Genomic DNA, 21,665 nt, shown 5'->3' on the forward strand with positions numbered 1-21,665 from the left:
ATCGGGTAGTTGCGACGATATCGAATCAGTAGACAGCAGTCGATTGAGGCGTTAAACTAGAACGGATGCGTACAACGCCAAGGAATTGGACGACGGCCACCCGGTACGGCTCACGAACCAAGCCGCGAAGTTCGACCACTCCGCCGAACGCGATTACGAGTTCACTTGGTGGGTTCCCCGTCCCGGTCGGGGCACGAACTTCTGGATACCGCTCCGTATCAACCCCGAGCAGGAAGACCTCTGGCACGACCTCGTATCGGAGGACGCGAAGGCGGGCGAGATACGGCTTCAGAAGCATCGGAAGAACTGGGTACTGCACGTCACCGTCAAGTACCCGGTCGAAGAACCAGCGACGGACGGTGACGCTACGCACATCGGTTTAGACATCGGAGAAAACGCCCTCATCACGGGCTGTGCCCTCAAGGACGGTTCTCCGACTGACCCGTTCGTGTGTAGCGGAAGTAGAGCGAACCATCTCCGCAAAGAGATGCACACGACCCTGAAACGACTCCAAGAGCGTGACGCATCCGAGTGGCGGGTTGAAGACCGATTCAGTCACTACCAGAATGCGCTCACCGACATCGTGGAGAAGGCGTCTCGGGAAGCGGTCGAGTACGCCACACAGTTCAAGAACCCAGTATTGGTGATGGAGGAGTTGACGTACATCGGTGAACGGCTCGACTACGGGAAGTACATGAACCGTCGGCTTCACTCGTGGGCGTTCGCCCGGCTCGAAGGGCGCATCGAGGACAAGGCGACGGAAGCAGGCATCCCGGTTGAGTACGTGAATCCGGCGTACACGTCGCAGACGTGCCACTCGTGCCACCATATGGGTCGGCGGGACTCACAAGCTGAGTTCCGGTGTCCGAACGACGATTGCAACGTTTCGACGTTTCAGGCTGACATCAACGCTTCCGCGAATATCGCACGACGGGTTGACCCGTGGGGAGAGAGCGTCCCTCTTGACAAGGCGGAACGCGATGACTCACCTCGGGATGGGAGCGGTTGTGACACCGTCTCCAGAACGTGACGCGTTCTGGTGTGCGAACGAGACGCGAAGCGTCTCGTTAACGCCACGACTCACCGTGCGAAGAGCGTACCAGCGCAGATGACGCTCACGGGCTACAAAGAGTCGAAACCCTCTGCCAGCGACGACTGACTGGTATTCCCTATGCGTGGGAAGCCTCGCCGTAAACGGCGAGGAGGATGTCACTCGTCTTCATCCGGGTCTTTCCCCAGCCTAATTGCGGCCAGTATGAAGACAAGCCCCTCAATTCTGGCGATGCTGTACACCCAGGATTTGTACTCGTACGTAGCCTCCCCCACAGTTGTCACGTTCATCACGTAGTCGGTGAGCCGTCTGGGGAAGAGCAACTCAAGCACCCCCAGGGTTGCCAGAACAATTCGGATTAACATACTCCAGAGTTCGTTTGTCGACATCAAAAACTCACCGCCGGTTCCCACCACCTAAGAACTGAGCGAGCACGTTCTCGGTCGACACAGGAATCATCTGGTCGTACACTGCGCGTCGGCAGGCTCACACGCCGGCCGTGTTTAGGGAAGCGGATGCCAACCGAAGAACCGCCCTCGGGCGGGACTGGAAGGGGCCGCGGTCTCGACGAAAGCGGCCGACGTAAGCACCACAGGCCGTAGGCTGAGGCGCACAACGAGGCCCCCGAGTCGAGACCGCGGTGGCTTCCGTGGCCGTCTCTCTGCTGTTCCCACCGATATTACTCCTAACTAAACACTACCCACAGGCCCACGCAAGCACTTATATTCTCGAGTGCCGAATGTGGAAGCAATATGACCGTTCCGACCTGTCGGCTTCGACACGCTCGCCGTTCCATTCGGAACGACTCACGCCTTGCGAGGCCGACGGACACGGGCAGCGTTCAAATGCGACAAGAAGCGTGCATTGTCCCACGAAATCACCCCGTCGAACAACCAGGGATCAGACACTCCGAAGCAACGTCCCCAGAAATCGAAGAGTCGTGGTGTGGAGACGAAACGCTCCGCGTCTCGTCACCGTCCGCAGAATCGCTGTGCGATTCTGATGTGCGAACGAGAGCTTCGCTCTCGTTAACGCCCGTGGAGACTGCACACCCTGTGGATACGGCTGTCTCTGCGAAGCGCGTCGTGGAAGCGGGTACCCCCGCCCTCAGCGAGGCCGTCAGGCCGAGCGGGGCGAGGTAGTTCATCCTCTCCCCTGCAGATATGCACAGTACCAGACGTCACCACCGCGTTCATACTACGCTTCAACTATGAGCCTTGCGTCACTGGTTGAACTATACGTCAGTCTCGGGATTTTCCTCGTCGGAGCAGTCCTGAGCGGGTTCAGTTACCTCGCTTGGCAGCGCGAACGCGATCTGCGTATGCGTACCGTCGCTGTCGGCTACGCGATGTTCTCTGTGTATGGACTGGTGGTTGTGGCTGAACATCTCCTGACACCATACGTCGCCTACGAGGCTCTTGAGCTGGCAGAACACGGGTTCGCAGTTCTTATTCTTGTCGGTCTACTTACGTTTTTTGTTGCGATCACGCGAGGATAATCAATGGTGGACCTGGAGTTGGACTCTAGACGAGCCATCTATCAGCAGATCGCTGACAGCCCAGGAGTCCATTTTCGAGCGCTATTGGACGAGTTGGACTACGCAAAAGGCACGATCCAGTATCAACTTCGCTGGCTGGCTGACGAGGGGCTTGTTGAAGTATCCAACGACGGCCAGTACACCAGATACTATCCTGCTGCGGATTTCGATGACGCAGACCAGGCGGTGATGAACGCGCTGCGTCGGGAGTACAGTCGGCGGGTTATCGCTCACCTCATCGCTGACGGCCCGCTCTCAACCACTGCCCTCAGCAACCGACTCGGAAAGTCCCAATCGACGGTGTCGTGGCACCTCTCGAACCTCGCTGAATCGAACCTCGTGACGAAGCAGCGGGACGGACGACGTGTCGTCTACGAAGTGAGCGATGCCGACCGTGTGAAATATCTCTACACAGTTTATCAGCAATCGTTCACGGATCGGGTTGTCGACCGCATTCTCGGCCTCTGGGAGGGGTACTAGCCCAGACGGTGGCACACGGACAGCAAGCACTGTGCTGGTGAGTATGACCTCCCACACCCCGAACTGCCCTCTTTTCTGCTCGTGGGCCGGAACGGGCCTGATACTGTCGGCTATAACTACGTGAAGATTTTCGACACCCCGGGGTGTCGAAATACGTCACGCGACTATAGCCGACGGTATAAGACGTCCCTTCCGTCTCCGCTTTTCACCCGACGCGTGAGCGGTACTGCGACGCCTTTGTCCCCGGCCGAAGCCCACGGTGGGAGAGCGAAGCGTCACTTTGCTGTGCTATTCGGAAGGAACCCACGCAGTACGACGAGACGCACCAACAACACGTAGATCAAGAAGGCAACTGACGGAACAATGATGGGTTTGATCAGCCCCAGCAGATCAGTACCAACCGCAACCGCGTGGATTGTCCCAAACGCGAACCCCGCGTAGGTGAACGCGTGGACGACGCGCGGACCCCACGGCTGTTTAAACCGCTGCGCATCGATGAACCCCAACACAGCGACAACGAGCAAAACAAGCGCACCGAAGCCGACCCCGACACCGATAACGAAATACGTCACCGAATACGCTGGCTCGGGAACTTGCCCGGTTACAACCATCCAGCTATCAACCAGCCCCACCGCCGCGTGCAGCAGCGTGAGTACCATCGCAAACACGGAGAGTTCGATGTGCACCCGCTGTGCGGCCGTGTGCAGTATTCCAAACGAAGGCGTGTTGTACAAGATCCCAGTGAGCACCGCTAAATAGAGCGATGGGTACGCGATGAGTGCGGCGCCGCGGTCCAAGTACCAAACGACTGCGGACATTACGAGGCTCCCGTTGTTGTAACCGTGTCCGGACACCCGTCTCCGTCCTGGTAGCCGTTCCTTGACTCGGGACGGGTCGGACACCGATCGGCTGCGTCGACAACTCCGTCGGTATCGTAGTCTGAAGGTGTTGGCTTCGGCGTGTTCGCGGCGTTCCCCCCGGTCTGATTCACCGGTGTGTGGTCTGCTTTGGGAGCTTCAACCGTGCGAACAGTATCAGGACACCCATCCAGATCCTGGAAGCCGTTCTGTGTTTCCGGGCGGGTTGGACACCGATCCGTCCGGTCGGGGATGGTGTCTCCGTCGTAGTCTGACTGGCTCACGGTCTGTGTGACGGGCGCTTGATCTTGCCCGTCGAGTTCCTGGACGGCCCGCACGTTCCCAATCTGCAAGCTAATTGGGAGACTGAGAAGAACCACAACGAGCGCGATCACCGTGATGCGCTCTCTACGTGTCCAGGACATGGGTACTGAATCCAGCAGTCGGGTGAAACACTCCATTATGGACGATGAGTGCTTCTATGCCAGGACACCGGTCCGCGAGCGACTGCGCGTCAGTGAGTGAGAGCGCCGCAAGTGTGGTTGCGAAGGCATCAGCCGCCATACAATCTCGTTCGGCAACCACGGTAACGGACTCGTGTCGCGAGCCGAGTCGGTTGGTGGTCGGATCGTAAATGTGGTCGGTCCCGTCCCGCTCTCGACGGTATCCCCCCGACGTTGCAACATACCAGTCGGTATCGAGTATCTTCAGCGGGGTATCGTCACCGTACGGACTCTCGACTCCGACTGGGCCGGTCGGGGGTGACAGATCACCACCCCCGCTGACGAAGCCGCGTCTTCCCACCCGATTGACGGTCTCAAACACCCGATCAACTATATACCCCTTGGCGAGACCGTTCAGGTCGAGCGGGACATCAGTATACACCGTATTCGCTTCAATCGTTACAGCTCCAGTGTCGAAACTCGCAGGTGGCGTGTCACGCTCCTTGCGAAGGAAGCCTTTGAGGTCGTGCTCAACTCGACCTTGGTGTATGTCGAATACACGGTCTGTCAGTTCGTAATACGCCAGTCCGCGTCTGACGATCCGGGCAATATGTTCGTTCGTCACTGCGCCTTCGTCGTTAAGCCGACTGACAGCACTCGCCTCGTCGAATGCGTTAAGCTGAGCCTCAAGCGCGTGTGCGGTCCGGCACGCAGCCGAAACGGCAGACCGAGACCGGAGCCCAACCACCTCGATCTCCCAGGTAGTATCACAGCATTTGAACTCCCGCCGACTGTGTCCAAGCCGCTCATACGTTGCTTCGAGAGTGTCACCGATCATCACTCGTCGTCCTCTTCGTCGTCGTGGTCACCCGCTCGGTCATACTCGTCCTCTTCGTCGTCGTGGTCACCCGCTCGGTCATACTCGTCCTCTTCGTCCTCTTCGTCCTCTTCGTCGTGGTCACCCGCTCGGTCATACTCGTCCTCTTCGTCCTCTTCGTCCTCTTCGTCCTCTTCGTCGTCGTGGTCACCCGCTCGGTCATACTCGTCCTCTTCGTCCTCTTCGTCCTCTTCGTCGTGGTCACCCGCTCGGTCATACTCGTCCTCTTCGTCCTCTTCGTCGTCGTGGTCTTGATACTCCGAGCTGGGTTTGTTCTGTACTGCCGGGGTGAAGTTTGGATTCGGAGTCGGCGTCTGCGCCACGGCCGTCGGGGTTGGCGTCAGAGGCGTACTACTGTCCTGCTGAGAAGCAACGCGCGTCTCCACAGCGGGCGTGAAGTTCTCTTTCGGTTCCGGAGTTTGCGGTGCGGCTGTCGGCTGCGCGGCGGATGAGCCGGCGTTTTCAGATCCGCCTTGCGTTAGGAGGCTGGACTCGGCGATCCCACCTGGGAGAGCACCATTGAGCGCGCTCGGAGCGGCCAGCCCACCAGCAGCAAGCGTGGTCAGTAGCGCGCCAACCAGCGTGAATATCACGATCTTGTTGGTCGGGACTGGAATGCGCACAGCTAGTTCACCTGCCTGGGATAGCCTCGGGTGTGCCACTCCGAGTTCAACCTGATCGACCCTTCACCACGACCACACTGGTTTATAGCGGTACTCGATGGAGAGCACCGCAACGCCCTGCCGGCGGACGAGGATTCGCTTCTTAGCATCACATCTCGAGCGAGGACCCACCCATAAATATCGCTTCACGTCCAACCATCGAATCTTCGTCCAACCATCGAATCTTCGTCCAACCATCGAATCTTCGTCCAATCATCGAATCGGACTCACCGAGTTGTGAAAGCGCCGTAACGATCCCTCGCGGGTCCACTCACTCGCTCCACCGTTCTTCCACTCCCACCCGCTCGTTTTGCACGCCGGCTGCGCTCTCGACGTCCGACTCCGATCGATGCCCGCCACAGCGACGCAGTGTCGAAGTCTGATGGCCGGAATCCGCGTCATATATTAACCAGATATTCGTACGCGAATACATGCCAAAGATCAGCGTGGAAATCCCGCGGGAACTCCTCGACGACCTCGACGAACACGTCGGCGACGAGGGGAAGTTCGTGAACCGGAGCGACGCGGTCCGCGCGTCGATCCGGAAGGCGCTCGACGTATTAGACGACATCGACTCCCGGCACGGCCGGTTGGATGATGAGTGACGCCCGTTCGGACGCCGGCCGCATCGCCTTGGTGGCGCTGTTCGTGACCGCGCTGACGACGGCGCAGGTGACGGCGTCGAAGATACTGGCGTTCGGACTGCCGGTCGAACTGCCCGTGACCGGCGCGAGCATCGTGCTGCCGGGGGCCGCCCTGGCGTACGCGCTCACCTTCTTCGCTTCCGACTGCTACTCGGAGCTCTACGGCCGGCGCGCGGCGCAGGTGATGGTTAATGTCGGGTTCGCCATGAATTTCGTGCTTCTGGCTCTGGTGTGGAGTACGATCCTCGCCCCAGGGGTGGACCCCGAAGCGGCAGGCCAGTTCCGGTCGGTGCTCGCGCCCGGCACCAACATCGTGGTCGGGAGCTTGGTGGCGTACCTCGTGAGCCAGAACTGGGACGTGTTCGTCTTCCACCGGATCCGCGAGGCCACCGGCCCGTCGCTGCTGTGGCTCCGGAACGTCGTCTCGACGGCAACAAGCCAGGCGATCGACACGGTGCTTTTTGTCTCGGTGGCGTTCTACGTCGCGCCGCGGGTGCTCGGACTCGGCGATCCAACCCCGCTCTCGGTCATTCTCTCGCTGATCGTGGGCCAGTACCTGCTGAAGCTCGCGATCGCGCTCGTGGATACACCGTTCGTCTACGGGGTGGTGAAAGCGTTCGGGGGCTCCCGGATCGACGCCGACGACAACCCCTGGGCCGCGGAGTGACGCCGACGGATCCGGTCACCGCCGCCTTCCCTACGCCTCGATCACTTCGGCGAACCCGAAGTTCGGTGTAACCTCGGTCACGCGGATCCGGACCGCGTCGCCGGTCTCGGTGCCGGGCACGAACAGCGCGTAGCCGTCGACCGTCACGACGCCGTCGCCTTCGCTGCCGACATCGTCGACGACGGCGTCGAGTTCCTCGCCCTCGGCGACCGGCGCGGTGATCCGGTGTTTCCCGACCAGATACAGCTCAGAGGAGGCGTCCCGCGAGGCGTCGGGGTGCACTGTTCGGACGTACTCGAACTCCGTATCGATGTCCGCCCGGAGGTCGTCCACGTCGCGGCCGTCGAACACCTTGGCGGCGAAGTCGCCGCCTGCGGGCACCAGTTCCAGCCCGACTTCGAGCGCCTGCCGGGCGAGGTGAACCGATCGGGCGTGGTCGACGGAATACTCGCCGGTCATGTTCGGGGCCATGTCCGAGATCACGACGTCTGCCCCCTCGGCGCCGATCCGCTCGCGGAGCTGCTGTTTGGTCTCTTCGTCCGTCATGTCGCCACGGATGGTTTCGACCGTGTCGGCGTCGAGGTCGTCGATCCGCTGGAAATCAACGCCCACGACCGTCCCAGTTTCCCCGACCGCCTCGGCGGCGACCTGGAGCCACCCGCCGGGGGCGGCACCGAGGTCAACGACGGTATTGCCGGGACCCAACAGCCCCGCGGCGTCGTCGAGCTGTTTCAGTTTGTACGCCGAGCGGGTTCGGTACCCCTCCTGTTTGGCCTTGTTGTAGTAGCTGTCTCGGTTCGTCACGTGTAGCTCGCTCCCTCCTCTGGCGCGTTCTGCCCACCACTCGCCGACGGGTTCGCGTTCATATCAATCACAACGCGGCCAACTCCCAAAGCGACATCGAATCGGCTCCGTTCTCCACCCCTTTCAGCGGATTTTCGCTTCGTCATACGAGTTTTACCCAGAAATCGGCGGGAACGCGCCCACAACGGTACGCTGACGGGACAGGGTCGCTCCGTGCTCGGTCGCCGCACCATACTCACCGCGGGGCTGACTAGTCGTCTGCCCGCTGCGTTACCCGGGGATGTCGGGCAGGTGTCTCTCTCGCGCGTCAACGTCTGCGATCCGGCGTGCAACACGATGAGCGACGCACAGAGCAGATAGAATACCGTGTCTCCGGAGAGGACACTGAACACGGCGGGGACGTCTCCAGCAGCATCCCCGATGGGGGGCATATTGTGCGCCGCGTGGGCGAGCATCACCACCGACAACGCCCCCGCAGTGTTGTTTCACAGCCGGCCGTGAACGGCCACAGACGAGTCTGCGTGATCGCCCCGCTCGTGTGACGGAGTACGACACCCCAGCGGTATCGAAGGGATCCGGGTGGCTCCGACCGACAGCACTACTTCCAGGGTGTCCCGACCACTTCCGCCTGGATCTCGTGGCCGACACGGAGCCGGCAGTCGGTTTCGGGCGTTCCGATACAGGGAAGCACGTACCCGACATCGAGCGAGCGGTCTTTGAGTGCCCGCGGGGGGTCCGTGTGGCGGAGCTCTCCGTTGAGCAGTTCGGCGGTGCAGGTGCCACACGCCCCGTACAGACACCCGTACGGTACGGCGACACCGGCCGTCTCGGCGGCGTCGACAATGGATTCGTCGCCTCTAACCCGTAGCGTCTCGGCCCGTCCGGCGGGCCAGACGAGTTCGACGACGCGGCCGGCCTGCCCGTCGCCGAGCGGTTCGCCGCTGTCGTTCTCGCCCCCGGGCGGTTCGCCGTCGTCGTTCTCGCCCCCGAGCGGTTCGCCGTCGTCGTTCTCGCCCCCGAGCGGTTCGCCGTCGTCGTTCTCGCCCCCGGGCGGTTCGCCGTCGTCGTTCTCGGGTCTCGTCATTCACTGCCAGACGTCGCTGGTGCAGTCGCCGCCGGGCCAGCGGATCTCGTGGGCTCGCGCGGGCCCGCCGGGCGCGTCGCCGAAGTCGACGAGGAACTCCTCGTCCAGTTCCATCCGGCCGTCTTCGGGGTAGACGTCCGCTTTGAGCATCAACGATCCGTCTTCTGCCATCTCGGGGTAGAACTGGTTGTCCCACGAGGAGAACAGCGACGTCGTCCAGTAGAGGCGCCGCCCGTCACGGGACAGTTGGAGCATCTGTGGCGCCCCGCGAATCTCGTGGCCCTGCACCTGTTGGCGCTCTCCGAACGCCCCGCCGGCCCACACCTGATCAACCAGCCGCGGGTTGCCCGCGTCGCTGACGTCGTACATCCGCACGTCGCCGTGCAGCCAGTTCGAGAAGAACAGATACTGGTCATCGAGCGACAACAGCAGATCCGTGATGAGCGGCGGAACGGGCATATCCCAGTCCTCGTGTTCGCGTGGCTCCTCGTCGATGACGACGTCCCAGTCCCAATCGCCGTTGTCGGCCTCATAGAACCTGATGACGTTCGAGGACAGCGCCGCGCCGACGTACCCCTGTGTCTCCTCGGGGTTGTGGCTCATCCGGACTTCCAGCGGAATCAGGCCCTCCTCGCCGAACTCTAAGGTCTGGCGGTGTTCGCGAGTCTCCCAGTCCCAGACGTGGATGCTGTCGCCGTAGTTGCCCGCTTCGACGTCGTCGAGGTCGAAGCCCGGGTAGTAGGTGTTCGGCGCGGCCCACTCACTGGAGAGCATAACGTTGTGGCGCGGCTGGTACCAGTAGTCGTAGTTCATGTCCATTCCGCCGCGGTCGGCCTCCCAGTGGCCGTCGATGCTGAAATCCTCTTGATCCAGCTGGAGGAACCCGCCGGGGAGTTCGCCGTCGGCGTCGCCGAGCATGCTGACAACGATTTTGCCCCCGGGGACACAGTGGACGGTGTGCGGTGCCGAGAGGTCGTGTTCGAAGACTTCCTCGGGTTCGATGACCTTCGCCATCTCGGGATCTCGGGGGTCTTCGGCGTCGATGATGTGGATCCGCGAGGAACGCTGGCCGGGGACAACCAGATACTGCCGGGACAACCCCTCGGCGTGACACGACGACGAACAGGCGTTCCACCCGAAGTGGTGGAGTTCGTCGCCCCTGTTCGGCATCTCGATGGTGTCGATGAGCTCGCTGTAGGTGTCCGACTCGGGGTCGAGGTCGACGACACCGACGAAGTCGTGACCGCCGGTCTCCATGCCGACACGGAGCCCCATCACGTAGGCGGTCTTCTCGCGCTCGCTCTCGGTCCGCATCGCCGCCGGCGTCGGATACCCCGGCCCCTCGACTTCGTGGTGTTCGTGGCCGTGGTCGTCCATTTCGTGAGACGTGTTGTCGATGCTCATTCCCGTGTGGGTTCGCATCCGAGATAATTAATAGTTGGTCAATGTTATTTATCTTTGATACTTCCCCGATACGGTAGTCTCGGCCCCCGCCGCAGAGTGGTCCTCCGGACTACAACGCTTAACACGCCGACCGAAGAACCGACGGGTATGCAGACCCACATCGTGCCGGTCGGCTTCGACTACGACCGGTTGATCGCGCCGCTCATTCGAGACCAGCGGGATGTCGACCGGGTGATCCTGCTCGGAGGCGCGGTCGGGTCCGAGTCGAACGTGGAGTACTCCCGGAATCTCTCGGAGACACTGGAACAGGATTTCCGGAACCTGCTGGGGGCCGACACTGAGCGCGTCGTGGTCGCCGACGTCTACGACTACGACGCCGCGTTCGAGCAGGCCTACGAGTTGATCAACGCCGAACTCGACGCCGCCGCCGATTCCGAGGTGTGGGTGAACGTCTCCGCCATGCCCCGGCCGGTCTCGTTCGCGTTCGCCACCGCCGCCCACTCAATCATGATCGAACGCCAGGAGGACAGAGAGCGGATCCACACCTACTACACCGCCCCGGAAAAATACCTCGAAACCGACTTAGCGGAGGAGGTGCGGGCGGGCAAGGAGTTGCTGGCGGATCTGCAGTCGGACGGCGAGGTCGATGACGAGCGGATCCGCGAGCGCCACGACTCGGCGGCGGATCTGATCGCGGAGTTCGACGAGCGCGGCACCACCATCGGCGCGAAGGAGATCGGTGGCAAGCACATCGTGGAACTGCCGGTGGCGTCGTTCCGGAGCGTGAAGCCGTTCGAGGAGATCATCCTCTTCGAGCTCGGGGAGTACGGCGAGTTCGATTCCGTGTCGGAGCTCGCCGAGACCCTCGCCCGCGACATGAACGAGGAGTACACCGACTCTTTCCGGTCGAAAGTGATCTACAACGTCGACCGGCTCGGTCCCGGTGGAAAGGGATACATCGAACGCGAGGAACACGGGAAATCCTACCGGACACGGCTCTCCCGGATCGGACAGCTGTGGGTGCGCGCCCACGCCGAGGACGACTCGCTGGCCGATCGGGGGTGACGCCCCCAGCCTCGGCCGGCAGCACGGCCCCTACTCCTCGTTGAGGTCGAGGTCGAACTGGGCGTTTTCGACGACGGAGTTGAGCACGACGCTGGTGTTCGACTCCCGGATGTCCGCGTCGGTGAGCAACTCCTTGATCTGGGCGTTCATACCGTCGGTATCGGTGAACTTCCCAATCGCGATGACGTCGTAGTCGCCAGTTACCTCATAGACCGTCGTCATCTGTTTCTGCCCGCGAAGCCGGTCGGTGATGTCGGGCAAGGCGCTGCCCTCGACTTTGAGCTGGATGATTGCGGTGACGTCGTATCCGAGCGCGTCGTAGTTCACGCGGGGGGTGTACCCCTCAATCACGCCCTGGTCCTCAAGATCGCGCAGGTGGTTCGAGACAGTGGTGACCGAAACGTCCAGATCCTCCGCGAGGCTCCGGAGACTCGCGCGACCGTCGCCGAGTAGTGCGTTGATCAGCTTTGCGTCGAGGTTTTCGTACGTCATTACACCCAGTAAGTCACTACTGGCATTAGAATTTAACGAATATCCAATTAGGCCGGACGCCAGGGGGATTTGCACCAAACGATAAGGTCTTTATACTGGGACTGTTCGGATTCGACTGTCCAGGATATGACGGACGAAAGCACACCAGGGTCCGCCGTCGCCGACGGTGGCCTCTCAGCCGAAGCACAAGACGTCATCGACGAGATCGACGAGAAAGGCGTGGAGTTCCTCCGACTCCAGTTCACCGACATCCTCGGTACGGTGAAGAACGTCGCCGTTCCCGCGACGCAGGCCGAAAAAGCGTTCACCGAGGGGATCTACTTCGACGGCTCCTCGATCGAGGGGTTCGTCCGAATCCAGGAGTCGGATATGCGGCTCAAGCCCGACCCCGAGACGTTCGCGATCCTGCCGTGGCGCGACGGCACCTCCGGTCGGCTCATCTGCGACGTGATCAACACCTCCACCGGCGAACCGTTCGAGGGGGATCCCCGCCGCGTGCTGAAGAACGTTCTCGCCCGCGCCGAGGAGCTGGGCTACGAGGTCAACGTCGCGCCCGAACCGGAGTTCTTCCTCTTTGAGGAAGACGAGGACGGACGGGCGACTACCAAAACCGGCGACGCCGGCGGCTATTTCGACCTCGCACCGAAGGACCTCGCCAGCGACGTCCGCCGCGACATCATCCACGGCTTAGAGGATATGGGCTTCGAGATCGAAGCCAGCCACCACGAGGTGGCGCAGGGCCAACACGAGATCAACTTCGAGTACGACGACGCCCTGTCGACGGCCGACAACGTCGCAACCTTCCGGACGGTCGTCCGCGCGATCGCGGCCCAACACGACCTTCACGCGACCTTCATGCCCAAGCCGATCCCGAAGATCAACGGCTCGGGTATGCACACCCACATCTCGCTGTTCGACGAGGACGGCAACGCGTTCCACGACGAGAGCGACCAGTTCGATCTCAGCGACACGGCCCACTCGTTCCTCGCCGGCGTGCTGGAGCACGCCCCCGCGATCACGGCCGTCACCGACCCGACGGTCAACAGCTACAAACGCCTCGTGCCCGGGTACGAGGCGCCGGTCTACATCGCGTGGTCCGACCGGAACCGCTCGGCGCTGATCCGGAAACCGGCCGCGCGGATCCCGGCCGCGAGTCGGATCGAGGCCCGTTTCCCCGATCCCTCGTGTAACCCGTATCTCGCCTTCGCCGCGCTGATCGCAGCCGGACTCAACGGGATCGAGCACGATCTCGACGCCCCCGACCCGATCCGGGAGAACATTTACGAGTTCGACGAAGCCAAACGCGAGGAGTACGGCATCGACACGCTGCCGGAGAACCTCGGCGAAGCCGTCGACGCCTTGGAGGCAGACGAAGTCATCGGCGACGCCCTCGGCGAGCACGTCTACGACTCGTTCGTCGAGGCCAAATCCCAGGAGTACGACGAGTACCGTATCGACGTCTCCCAGTGGGAACTCGACCGGTACCTCGAGAAGTACTGAACGCCGACGCGGATCAGCCGTCGGGTATTTTTTTCGACCCGCTCGCCGCCAGCGGTAGCCACAGCAGAACGACGGCGCCGACGACCCCGGCGCCGACGACGGCCACAGCGGCGTCCAGAAGCTCCGTGGTCCCGGCCATCGCCGCCAGCGCGACCGCAAGCCCGCCGCTGCCGACCGCGAGCGACCGCGCTGAGGCCGCCACCGTCGCCGCGGCCGCCCGGCGGCCGAACCGCACCCACCCCGCAAGCGCCCCCGCAGCGGTCCCGACCCCGAGGAGGAGTTCGCTCTCGCCGGGGGCGACCGCAAGCCCCGCGACGCCGAGCGCCAGCGCCAGCGCGAACAACCCCGCCACGTGGTGGTGGTTGGGGCGGGTGAGCGGCCCGGTCGACCCCGCCACCGAGAGCCCCGGACCGAGCCCCAGGGTGACCGCAAGCAGCGCGATCCCGACTCCGACACCTGCGACGACGTCAACGAGGTAGTGGACGCCGATGAGAACCCTTGAGGCCCCCACGACGAGGATCACGACACCCGCGGCCGTGAGCCGGCGTCGCCACCGGCCGCGGTCGGCAAGGACGGCAACACCGCCCCAAAACGCCGTCGACCCGAGCGCGTGGCCGCTGGGAAACCCCAGTCCGCTCCGGTAGGAGATCGGTGGGCGGGCAAGCCCGAAGAACTGCTTCAGCCCCAACACCAGTCCGATCGCACACAGCCCGAGTCCGAGCGCGAACGCGGCGCCCTGCCGGGAGATCCCGACCCGGTCGCCGAAGAGGTACGCAGCCGCGACGCAGCCCAAGAGGAGGTACGGGTTCCCCAGGTGCGTGAGCAGTCGGAAGATCGCGACGACCGCTTCCGGAAGCGACGCCGCAAACGCGACCTCGCCGACGCCGCGGGTGGCAAGCGGGGCCGTGGGGAGTGTCATCGCTCCGACCCTCACCATCGGAGAGACAAATAGCTGCGGGACTCGGGAAGGCGGCAACGGCACCGGCTCACGACCGCCGGTCGCGGATCCAGTCGACGAACCGGCCGGGGACGCCCAAGGCGTTCAGCCCGACGCCGAAGACCACGAACAGGGCGTAGAGCCCGAGCGTCGAGAGGTAGATGATAACCATCGCCGCAACCGCGAGCAGGTCGTCGTCGAGGAAATAAAAGGCGGATATCGTCGCCGCGGTGCCGTAGAGCAGAACGAGGTACGGCCCCCACCCGCGTGCTTTGCCCCGACGGAGCCGGCCGCGGACGTACCGCTCGAGGTCGGCTTTGAGCGTCGGGCGGTCGACGGTCCGCTCTTGTATGTCCGCCTCGAACTCCGCGAGGTCCGCCTGGAGCTCCTCGACCCGGCGGTTGAGCTGTTCGATGTCGGGCGCGCCGCGTGGGTCGACGTCAGTCTCCCCGTCGGCGGTCGCGCTCTCGGCAGGGTCGCCCCCTTCGCCGGCGTCGTCGGGCGTTGTCGCGTCCTCGGCGCTCATCGTCCGGTCGGCACCTCGGCCCCGCGGCTGTTGTACCTGCCGGTCTCGGTCCCGGCGGTCGCCGGCCCCGCCCGCGGCCGCCGGCGCGAACTCCCGCCGGCCGTCGGCCGTCGGCCGTCGGCGTCCGCACGACGAGTCGACGCCCCGACGCGATCGGCGAGCACCGCGTTGACCGCGGCGCCGGTCAGCACCGGGATCCCCGAGACGTCGAACCGCGTGACGAGAAGCAATACCCCGCCGAGTGCGCCGGTGACACCCGTAACGATCCTCGCGTAGATGCTGAACACCGCGCCCAGTCCTGTCCACCCGACGGCCGAAAACAACGCCCCCGGAACCGCGCTCCGGAGCGGCACCAAAACGTCCGGGATCACGGCGTACAGGGGCAGACACGCCACGACCAGGAACGAAAGCAGGACGAGCGACCCCGCGAGACCCACGAACGGCAGGTCGACCACAGCGATGACCGCCGTCGTGACCACGACCCCCAGCGCCGCGACGCCGGGCGTCACGAGCACCACGACCCCGTCGGTGAGCTGGTGGTGGATCGGGCTCGTGCGATAGCCGTAGCTCCGAGCGAACGCGACGTCGACCCCGGGGAACAGTTTCAGCGCCCCACACTGTGACGGCCAGGCTGATGACCGACAGCGCCCCCCGGCCGGGGCGGTCCGCCAGCGCCGCCGCGACCACCTCCGACCACGTCGGCAGGAGATACCGCCGGCGACGTCCAGCACCCGGGTTGCGAGGTCGACCCCGCCGACAACCGTCGCGGCGACGACCCCTAAGATCAGAAGCGGGACCGGAGACACGAGGACGTAGTAGGAGATCCCCGCTGCCAGCAAGGCCACGTCGCGGTCGCGGACGGTCTCGACAACGGCGCAGACGACGGCCACTCCGCCGGCATTCGGTACGCTCGCACCATCTGTCCGTCCGAACGCCACAAGCGGACACGTGGCCTTCGACGCCCGCTGACGCTTTCCCCGTCACTCCTCGGTCGCGTCCCGTATTTCGGTGACCGCGGCGTCCGTTTTGAACGCGGTCCCGGAGTAGTGGGCGCGGGTCGCGTCGTACCCCGCGTCCCGAAGCGCGTCGACGAACTCGTCCATCCCAACGGCCGACCGGCCCCACTGCTTGCAGAGCCGATGTTGGTCGTAGTGGGTCGGCGTGTCGAGTTCGGTTGCGACGGTGGTCAGCAACCGGCGGGCGCGGGCTGCCTCACCCATGTCGTCGGTGACGTGCTCGCGGGTCGTGCGGACGAACTCGGGGTCGGCGACCGCCCCGAGGTAGATGGGGCCGGCGGTCAGGATTCGGGGGCCGCCGCAGGCGTCGCAGGTTTCGGGCGGATGCGCGATCAGGTCGCGTTCGTGGGTCCGGCGGAGGCAGTCCTCGCAGTGGTGGACGTAGCCCAGGCCTCCGAGAAGGTCGTCTGCGCTCGTCGCCCGCGCGTCGAGTTGGAGGTACGTCCGGGCGTAGTGGCGGGTGACGTGCGAGAGAATCGGGACCGCGGCAGTGTCGTACCGGGCGGCAGTGCGGGTCAGCGCGGAAAGCAGGACGCGCAGCCCCATCTCGGGGTGGTACTCGGTGTTCTGCGGGAGCGTGGTGTAGGTCCGGATCCCGGAGCGCTGGTGGGCGCCGCACAGCGGGGCGGTGTCGGTGGCGGTGACACACACCAGGCTGCGGGCGTTGGCGAACGCGGCGTCAGCGAAGGGGATCGGCGTCCCGAACGGGTCGAGGTCGACGACGTCGAAGACGGTCTCCGACTCGTAGAGAAGGGCGTTGACGTCGCGCTCGACCGTCGCGCCGTCGAGGCCGTTCCGATCCAGGTTCTCACGCGCGAGCGCGACCGCGTCGGGATCCACGTCGGCGCAGGTCACGTCGAAGCCCGCGGCCGCGGCGCGGACCCCCCGAATACCGCTGGCAGCCATCGCGTCGAGGTACGTGCTCGCCCGCGGCTCCCGCTCGGTGTAGGCGTCCAACGCCGCAACGGTGACATCGCGGTTGAGTTCCTGGGTCGGGTTGTAGAACACGTCGTCGCCAGCACCCTCGGACGCGCCGTCGCGGGCGTCGGGGACCGCGACCTTGACTTCGCCCTCGCGAACGTTCATACGCCCGCCGGGCGTTCCGCGGCGAAAAGCGATGCGGTGCGGCGGCGGCCCGCTCCACCGGTGGGGTTTTGTCCGCGCCGGGGCAACCGGCGGGCGTGAGTCACGGCGACGGCGACCCGGCCGACGACAACGGGCCGGAGGAGGGGTCCGAGAGAGAGGCGAGCCACGAGCGCGACCCACAACCCGCCCCCGGCAGCGACCCCGCCGACACCCCGGACCCGGACCCGGACACCGACACCGGTATCCTGGATTCGGACGCCGACGCCGCCGCCTCGAATTCGGACGCCGACGCCGCCGTACCCCCCTCCGAGCCGGAGGCTGACACGACCGACGACGCACCGACCGCGACAGACTACGCGGTCCCGACCGACACCGGGAGCGACGCCGAGACCGCGTGGCTTCGTTCACTCGCCGACGCCGGGGAGTTGACCCCCGGTGCCGTGGAGTCGATGCTCGCACTCCACGACGACCGGGGCGGGCGCGCGATCGAGGCGGTCTCCGAGGGGCGTGTGAAGCAGTACCAGGACTTCACCGTCGTGGTCGGCCACGAGGACGAGTACGTCGTCGAAGACGGGGGGTGTACCTGCAAGGACACCGCCTACAACCTCGACCCCGAGAACCCGAACGACCGGTGCTGGCACGTGCTTGCGGTCGCGATCGCCGAGCGGATCGGGGAGGTCGACCACCACGAGATGTGGTACTCCGAGGTCCGGGAGTTCCTGTAGCGGCCGTCTCTTCCGCAGCCGCGGCGACGTCTGAGGTCACCTCCACGCCGTTCCCACCCAGTCCACTCCTGACTACACCGTCCCGCCGGTCCCGTACACACAAATACGATGCCGACCAACGACCGGTATGGTCACTGTCGTCGACTTCGTCGTCCAACTGGTCGTCAGCGTGTTCGATCTCGTTCGGATCTTCCTGCTCGAGGTGCTGTTGGGGGTCGATCCGCTCACCGCGCTCTCGTTTCTGGTGGGTGGCGGACTCACAACCGCCGCGGTCGCCGGGTTCGGCTACCTCGTTGTCGGCGCCGTGTTGAACCAACTCACCGGGTCGGGCGCCAGCGCTCCCGACTCCGGGGCCGAAGAGCCGACGCGGTAGCGCCCCGTTGTGGCGAGAGGTCCGCGAACGCCGGGCTACTCCGGCGCGCTCTCCCGCCAGGCGTCGGCCGCCAGCCCGATCGCCGCTTCGGGGTCCGGCCCCAGCGGCGACCCGATCACAATCCCGTCGGTGTGCTCCCGTAGCGCGGCCATCCGGTCGGTCGCGGTCTCGGGTGTCCCGGCCACGGAGAACCCGTCGATCATGCCTCCGGTAACCCGGTTGAACGCCTCGGTGAACTCCCCCGCGGCGATGTGGTCGCCGATAGCCTCCGCGGCCGCGTGGTCGATTCCGTGTCTGTCCAGTACGGGTGGCGCCGCGCCGGCGACGATGAACGCCACCGGCGGCCGGGCGGCCTCCCGGGCCGCCTCCGCGTCGGTGTCGATGCTGACGCTCGCGTACGCCAGCAGGTCGAACCGCCCCCGGTGGTCCGGGCGGTCCTCGCGACCCTCCTCGACCCGGTCGCGCGCCCACGCCAGGTCGTCGGGGTGGGAGCCGTTGAACAGCAGGCCGTCGGCGTGTTTCCCGGCCATCCGGCACATGTGCGGCCCCTCGCCGCCGACGTAGACCGGGACCGAACCGGGGACATCGAAGTTCAACCCCGCCTCCCGGGCCTCGAAAGAGCCCTCGTGGGTGACCCGGTCGCCGTCCCAGAGGTCCTGTGCGACTTTGAACGCCTCCAGCACCGACCGGAGCCCGCGCTCGTCCGCGAGCCCGAGGTTCCGGAGCGTCGAGGGGTCGCCCGGCCCGATCCCGAAGGCGGCCCGCCCCCCGGAGAGTGCCGCGACCGTCGCGGTCTTGCCGGCCAGTGTCACGGGGTGCAGCTCGTAGGGGTTCGCTACCCCCGGACCCAGCCGGATCCGATCGGTCTCGCCCGCCAGCCGCGCGAGCGTCGCGAACGGGTCGCGGTTGTTGTAGTGACACGACACGAACGCGACGTCGTAGCCCGCGTCCTCGGCGGCGACCCCGCGGTCAACGATCTCGGGGATCGGGTCATCGGGAGTCAGTTCGACTCCGAGCGTCGGGGTCGTGTCGGCGCCGTCACGCATACGACCACCCCCTGATCGCCTGCCGGACGTAGTCGGTCCCGATCTCCCGGAAGTGGTCGTTGCTGCCAGCGTGGTCGCCCCACTCGAAATCCCGGACCACGACCGCGGGTGTTCCGTCGTCGCCCTCCCCGGCCACGAGGTTGGCCGCGGCGGCAAGTTCGTCTACGACGTTCTCGACGGTGACTCCGAGTTCGCGGCCGTCGCGGTCGGTCTCGCCGCGCCAGTCCCGACTCGGTTCGAGGCCGGCCCACCCGATCGCGACGCCACGCTGGCCGTGTCGGAACGGCCGGCCGCAGGTGTCGGTGACGACGACTCGGTCGGCGGGGAGCGACTCACGGAGCCCCGCCGCGCTCTCTGCCGGGTGCTCCGGGAGCAACAGGATGTCGCCGTCGGGGACGTTCGACCGGTCGATACCGGCGTTGACCCCCACGTGGCCGAAGCGGGTCTCCGTCAAGAGGAACGGCGCCTCCATCAGGACGTCCACGCTCTCTTCTAACACGGCTTGGACGAACCGAGGGTCGGGTTCCCCGGCGGTGTGTTCGGCGAGCGATTCGGCGAGTTCCCGCGCCCGCGGGCCGGCCGGGAACGACGCCAAGTCGGTGCTTCGCCCCTCGGCCTTCGAAACGATCGTGGAGGCGATACACACCACGTCGCCGTCGCGGAGGTCGGTGCGGTCGCGTATCAGCGAGGCCACGTCGTCGCCCGGCCGCACTTCGGGCAGGTCCGGGACAGCGAACAGTTCCATATTTACCGGTGGCGGTGGCGACAAAAAAGCGGACAGGTGCTGGCCATCGTGTCCGGTATCGGAGCCGACCGACGCACACGCCGACAACGCGGGCGAGGTCGGCGTTGACGCGGCACGTCACGCCGACATCGCGGCCGAACGGGGGATTCTTCACGCCCGAGCGACCACCTGAACCTGGTGGCGATGACGAGGGTTACCCCCACTCAGCCCCGTGTGATGACACCTTCTCACCGAGCCACCCTTCGATATCCGAGAGGGGTTCAGCCCGGAGCCCCGATCAACTCACGAACTTCAGGAGGTCATCGCGCTTCTGGTCGGTGAATGTGGCCCCGAGCGCCTCGTCCAGCGCCCCGATGTCGCCGCGCTTCGCGCTGATGGGAGCGATCGTCTCGCGCCACTGCTGCCACGGCGGGTAGAGCCCCAGCCGGTCACAGAGCGCGTCGAGCCGGTCGTCGCGGTCGTCGACCTTGTCCATCTTGTTGACCGCGACGATCGTGGGGATGTCGAGGTCCCACAGGAACTCGAATAGCTCCACGTCGTGGGGGACCTCGTCGGGGCCGGAATGGCGGTCGATGATGTCGACTGCGGCTTTGCCGTCGACGACGAGCACGCCCGCGAGGATGTCGTCGGCGTTGTCCTCGATATACCGGACCACGTCGGTTTTGATCTGCTCGCGGCGCTGCTTCTCGACACCGGACATGAACCCGAACCCGGGGAGGTCGGTGAACATAAACTTCTCCGCGACCCAATCGAAGTGGTTCGGCGACCGCGTGACGCCGGGCTTCCGGCCGGTGGTGATCTTCGAGTGACCCGTCAACGCCCGCATAATCGTGGATTTCCCGACATTCGACCGGCCGACGAGCACCACCTCCTCGCGGTCCGGGCGATCTTCGAACATACCCGAGTGAAAGCCGGCACGCTGGTTAACAGTGACGTTCGGACGGATCGATCCTCACACCAGTCCCTCCTCGCGAGCCAGCAGGACCCCCTCGAGCGTTGCGTCGTTGGTGGGCTGTGAGCGCGCGACGTCGAGTGCCTCGTCCACCGGAACCGACCGCACCGACAGGAACTCGTTGTCGTCGAGGTCGGGTTCAACGGGTTTGAGGTCGGTGGCGAACACGAACCCGCGTCGGTGCCGGAGGAGCCCGGTCGCGACCCAGAACTCCTGCAGGAGCGCGGTGCTGCCCGCGGCGAACCCGGTCTCTTCTCCGAGTTCCCGTTCTGCGGCCGCGGTGAACGACTCCCCGCGCTCGACGACCCCCGCGGGGAGCTCGAACTGCGTCTCTCGGACCGTTGGCCGGTACTGCTCGACGAACACCACCGAGCCGTCCTGGACCGCGACAACGACCACCGCGGTCGCGAGTTCCGCCCAGTAGTAGCGTTTGGTCGTCCCGTCGGGCTGTTCCACCAGGTCGTAACCGCCGGTGAACCACCCCGTCTCGTACTCGAGTTCCGACTCCACCACCGGCCACTCGGGAGCCGCCAGGTCGTCGTGTCTGCGTCCGTCCTCGCTCATCGCGTGGATATCCGGGTCGTCGGGGCTTAACGGTGGTCCCTCTCGGGGTCGCCTCCGTCGGCGCTGTCGCTTCGGCTTCCGTCGGCGCTGTCGCTTCGGCTTCCGTCGGCGCTGTCGCTTCGGCTTCC

The 21,665-nt window shown here is 65.0% G+C and carries 25 protein-coding genes and 2 pseudogenes; 10 read left to right on the top strand and 17 right to left on the bottom strand.

From position 1 onward, the window contains the following. Positions 1-70: 70 nt before the first annotated feature. Positions 71-1,159, top strand: a pseudogene (locus IEX72_RS13530) (RNA-guided endonuclease TnpB family protein); the annotation flags it as partial. A gap of 50 nt (positions 1,160-1,209) precedes the next feature. Here IEX72_RS13530 and IEX72_RS13535 read toward each other — a convergent pair. Beyond that, the gene (locus IEX72_RS13535; protein ID WP_188788243.1) at positions 1,210-1,416 is read right to left on the bottom strand and encodes a hypothetical protein; all 207 of its coding nucleotides are present in this window, start codon (positions 1,414-1,416) and stop codon (positions 1,210-1,212) included. A gap of 597 nt (positions 1,417-2,013) precedes the next feature. Between IEX72_RS13535 and IEX72_RS15590 the strand changes: the two are divergent. The 3 genes and pseudogenes from IEX72_RS15590 to IEX72_RS13545 form a co-directional block, all read left to right on the top strand. Continuing rightward, a pseudogene (locus IEX72_RS15590) lies at positions 2,014-2,193 on the top strand (RNA-guided endonuclease TnpB family protein); the annotation flags it as partial. Positions 2,194-2,261: 68 nt separating this feature from the next. Further along, the gene (locus tag IEX72_RS13540) at positions 2,262-2,549 is read left to right on the top strand and encodes a hypothetical protein (protein ID WP_188788246.1); all 288 of its coding nucleotides are present in this window, start codon (positions 2,262-2,264) and stop codon (positions 2,547-2,549) included. 3 nt (positions 2,550-2,552) lie between these two features. Then, positions 2,553-3,068, top strand: a complete 516-nt coding sequence (locus tag IEX72_RS13545; RefSeq protein ID WP_188788248.1) for a winged helix-turn-helix transcriptional regulator — start codon at positions 2,553-2,555, stop codon at positions 3,066-3,068. Positions 3,069-3,343: 275 nt separating this feature from the next. Here the strand turns inward: IEX72_RS13545 and IEX72_RS13550 are convergent, their stop codons facing one another. Genes IEX72_RS13550 through IEX72_RS15675 form a run of 4 tightly spaced genes read right to left on the bottom strand, consistent with a single transcriptional unit; the run spans position 3,344 to position 5,907 of the window. Further along, positions 3,344-3,886 carry a hypothetical protein gene (locus IEX72_RS13550; RefSeq protein ID WP_188788250.1) on the bottom strand — a complete coding sequence of 181 codons (543 nt, stop codon included), beginning with the start codon at positions 3,884-3,886 and terminating at the stop codon, positions 3,344-3,346. Then, a complete protein-coding gene (locus IEX72_RS15275) occupies positions 3,886-4,386 on the bottom strand; it encodes a thrombospondin type 3 repeat-containing protein (RefSeq protein ID WP_326838265.1) in 501 nt (166 codons plus the stop codon). Before IEX72_RS15275 ends, IEX72_RS13550 begins: the two co-directional genes overlap by 1 nt. Continuing rightward, positions 4,334-5,206, bottom strand: a complete 873-nt coding sequence (locus IEX72_RS13560) for an FAD:protein FMN transferase (protein WP_425603796.1) — start codon at positions 5,204-5,206, stop codon at positions 4,334-4,336. Before IEX72_RS13560 ends, IEX72_RS15275 begins: the two co-directional genes overlap by 53 nt. Continuing rightward, positions 5,206-5,907 (bottom strand): hypothetical protein, encoded by a 702-nt coding sequence (locus IEX72_RS15675; RefSeq protein WP_449405233.1) that lies wholly within the window; start codon positions 5,905-5,907, stop codon positions 5,206-5,208. The genes IEX72_RS13560 and IEX72_RS15675 overlap by 1 nt, the downstream gene beginning before the upstream one ends. Positions 5,908-6,338: 431 nt before the next feature. Here IEX72_RS15675 and IEX72_RS13565 point away from each other — a divergent pair, with 431 nt between their 5' ends. Then, positions 6,339-6,512, top strand: coding sequence for a ribbon-helix-helix domain-containing protein (locus tag IEX72_RS13565; protein WP_188788252.1), 174 nt, complete (start codon positions 6,339-6,341; stop codon positions 6,510-6,512). Continuing rightward, positions 6,505-7,218, top strand: coding sequence for a queuosine precursor transporter (locus IEX72_RS13570; RefSeq protein WP_188788308.1), 714 nt, complete (start codon positions 6,505-6,507; stop codon positions 7,216-7,218). Before IEX72_RS13565 ends, IEX72_RS13570 begins: the two co-directional genes overlap by 8 nt. Before the next feature lie 30 nt (positions 7,219-7,248). Here the strand turns inward: IEX72_RS13570 and IEX72_RS13575 are convergent, their stop codons facing one another. The 3 genes from IEX72_RS13575 to IEX72_RS13585 form a co-directional block, all read right to left on the bottom strand. Then, on the bottom strand, positions 7,249-8,022 hold the full coding sequence (locus tag IEX72_RS13575; protein ID WP_188788254.1) for a 23S rRNA (uridine(2552)-2'-O)-methyltransferase: 774 nt from the start codon (positions 8,020-8,022) through the stop codon (positions 7,249-7,251). Between the two features lie 598 nt (positions 8,023-8,620). Further along, complete coding sequence (locus tag IEX72_RS13580; protein WP_188788256.1) at positions 8,621-9,106, bottom strand: 2Fe-2S iron-sulfur cluster-binding protein; 486 nt, start codon at positions 9,104-9,106, stop codon at positions 8,621-8,623. Next, positions 9,107-10,510: a selenium-binding protein SBP56-related protein gene (locus IEX72_RS13585; protein ID WP_188788258.1), complete on the bottom strand. Its 1,404-nt coding sequence runs from the start codon at positions 10,508-10,510 to the stop codon at positions 9,107-9,109. It abuts the gene before it with no gap. Between the two features lie 147 nt (positions 10,511-10,657). Between IEX72_RS13585 and IEX72_RS13590 the strand changes: the two genes are divergently transcribed. Then, positions 10,658-11,575, top strand: coding sequence for an HFX_2341 family transcriptional regulator (locus tag IEX72_RS13590; RefSeq protein WP_188788260.1), 918 nt, complete (start codon positions 10,658-10,660; stop codon positions 11,573-11,575). Between the two features lie 30 nt (positions 11,576-11,605). Here IEX72_RS13590 and lrp read toward each other — a convergent pair whose 3' ends face one another. After that, the gene (gene lrp, locus IEX72_RS13595) at positions 11,606-12,115 is read right to left on the bottom strand and encodes an HTH-type transcriptional regulator Lrp (protein WP_449405234.1); all 510 of its coding nucleotides are present in this window, start codon (positions 12,113-12,115) and stop codon (positions 11,606-11,608) included. Between the two features lie 78 nt (positions 12,116-12,193). Between lrp and glnA the strand changes: the two genes are divergently transcribed. Next, the gene (glnA, locus tag IEX72_RS13600) at positions 12,194-13,567 is read left to right on the top strand and encodes a type I glutamate--ammonia ligase (RefSeq protein WP_188788265.1); all 1,374 of its coding nucleotides are present in this window, start codon (positions 12,194-12,196) and stop codon (positions 13,565-13,567) included. Between the two features lie 13 nt (positions 13,568-13,580). Here the strand turns inward: glnA and IEX72_RS13605 are convergent, their stop codons facing one another. The 4 genes from IEX72_RS13605 to IEX72_RS13620 form a co-directional block, all read right to left on the bottom strand. Then, a complete protein-coding gene (locus IEX72_RS13605; RefSeq protein ID WP_229663849.1) occupies positions 13,581-14,486 on the bottom strand; it encodes a phosphatase PAP2 family protein in 906 nt (301 codons plus the stop codon). Positions 14,487-14,553: 67 nt separating this feature from the next. Continuing rightward, the gene (locus IEX72_RS13610; protein ID WP_188788268.1) at positions 14,554-15,030 is read right to left on the bottom strand and encodes a hypothetical protein; all 477 of its coding nucleotides are present in this window, start codon (positions 15,028-15,030) and stop codon (positions 14,554-14,556) included. Continuing rightward, positions 15,027-15,920 (bottom strand): YihY/virulence factor BrkB family protein, encoded by an 894-nt coding sequence (locus IEX72_RS13615; RefSeq protein WP_188788270.1) that lies wholly within the window; start codon positions 15,918-15,920, stop codon positions 15,027-15,029. The genes IEX72_RS13610 and IEX72_RS13615 overlap by 4 nt, the downstream gene beginning before the upstream one ends. A 90-nt stretch (positions 15,921-16,010) precedes the next feature. Beyond that, positions 16,011-17,132, bottom strand: a complete 1,122-nt coding sequence (locus IEX72_RS13620; RefSeq protein ID WP_188788271.1) for a tRNA (guanine(26)-N(2))-dimethyltransferase — start codon at positions 17,130-17,132, stop codon at positions 16,011-16,013. A gap of 425 nt (positions 17,133-17,557) precedes the next feature. Here IEX72_RS13620 and IEX72_RS15595 point away from each other — a divergent pair, with 425 nt between their 5' ends. Then, entirely contained in the window at positions 17,558-17,857 is a 300-nt protein-coding gene (locus IEX72_RS15595) for a hypothetical protein (RefSeq protein WP_188788310.1), read from the top strand. Between the two features lie 127 nt (positions 17,858-17,984). After that, complete coding sequence (locus IEX72_RS13630; RefSeq protein ID WP_188788273.1) at positions 17,985-18,230, top strand: hypothetical protein; 246 nt, start codon at positions 17,985-17,987, stop codon at positions 18,228-18,230. Positions 18,231-18,265: 35 nt separating this feature from the next. On the opposite strand, the gene IEX72_RS13635 is transcribed toward IEX72_RS13630, so the two are convergent. The 4 genes from IEX72_RS13635 to IEX72_RS13650 all read right to left on the bottom strand — a co-directional run bounded on the left by IEX72_RS13635 (position 18,266) and on the right by IEX72_RS13650 (position 21,537). Continuing rightward, positions 18,266-19,276 (bottom strand): 5,10-methylenetetrahydromethanopterin reductase, encoded by a 1,011-nt coding sequence (locus tag IEX72_RS13635; RefSeq protein WP_188788275.1) that lies wholly within the window; start codon positions 19,274-19,276, stop codon positions 18,266-18,268. After that, positions 19,269-20,021 (bottom strand): coenzyme F420-0:L-glutamate ligase, encoded by a 753-nt coding sequence (locus tag IEX72_RS13640; protein ID WP_188788277.1) that lies wholly within the window; start codon positions 20,019-20,021, stop codon positions 19,269-19,271. The genes IEX72_RS13635 and IEX72_RS13640 overlap by 8 nt, the downstream gene beginning before the upstream one ends. Positions 20,022-20,298: 277 nt before the next feature. Then, positions 20,299-20,919 (bottom strand): GTP-binding protein EngB, encoded by a 621-nt coding sequence (engB, locus tag IEX72_RS13645; RefSeq protein ID WP_188788279.1) that lies wholly within the window; start codon positions 20,917-20,919, stop codon positions 20,299-20,301. Positions 20,920-20,973: 54 nt separating this feature from the next. Then, a complete protein-coding gene (locus IEX72_RS13650) occupies positions 20,974-21,537 on the bottom strand; it encodes an NUDIX hydrolase (RefSeq protein ID WP_188788281.1) in 564 nt (187 codons plus the stop codon). Between the last annotated feature and the right edge of the window lie 128 nt (positions 21,538-21,665).

The sequence above is a fragment of the Halobellus salinus genome, from assembly GCF_014646875.1.
Lineage (GTDB): Archaea > Halobacteriota > Halobacteria > Halobacteriales > Haloferacaceae > Haloquadratum > Haloquadratum salinum.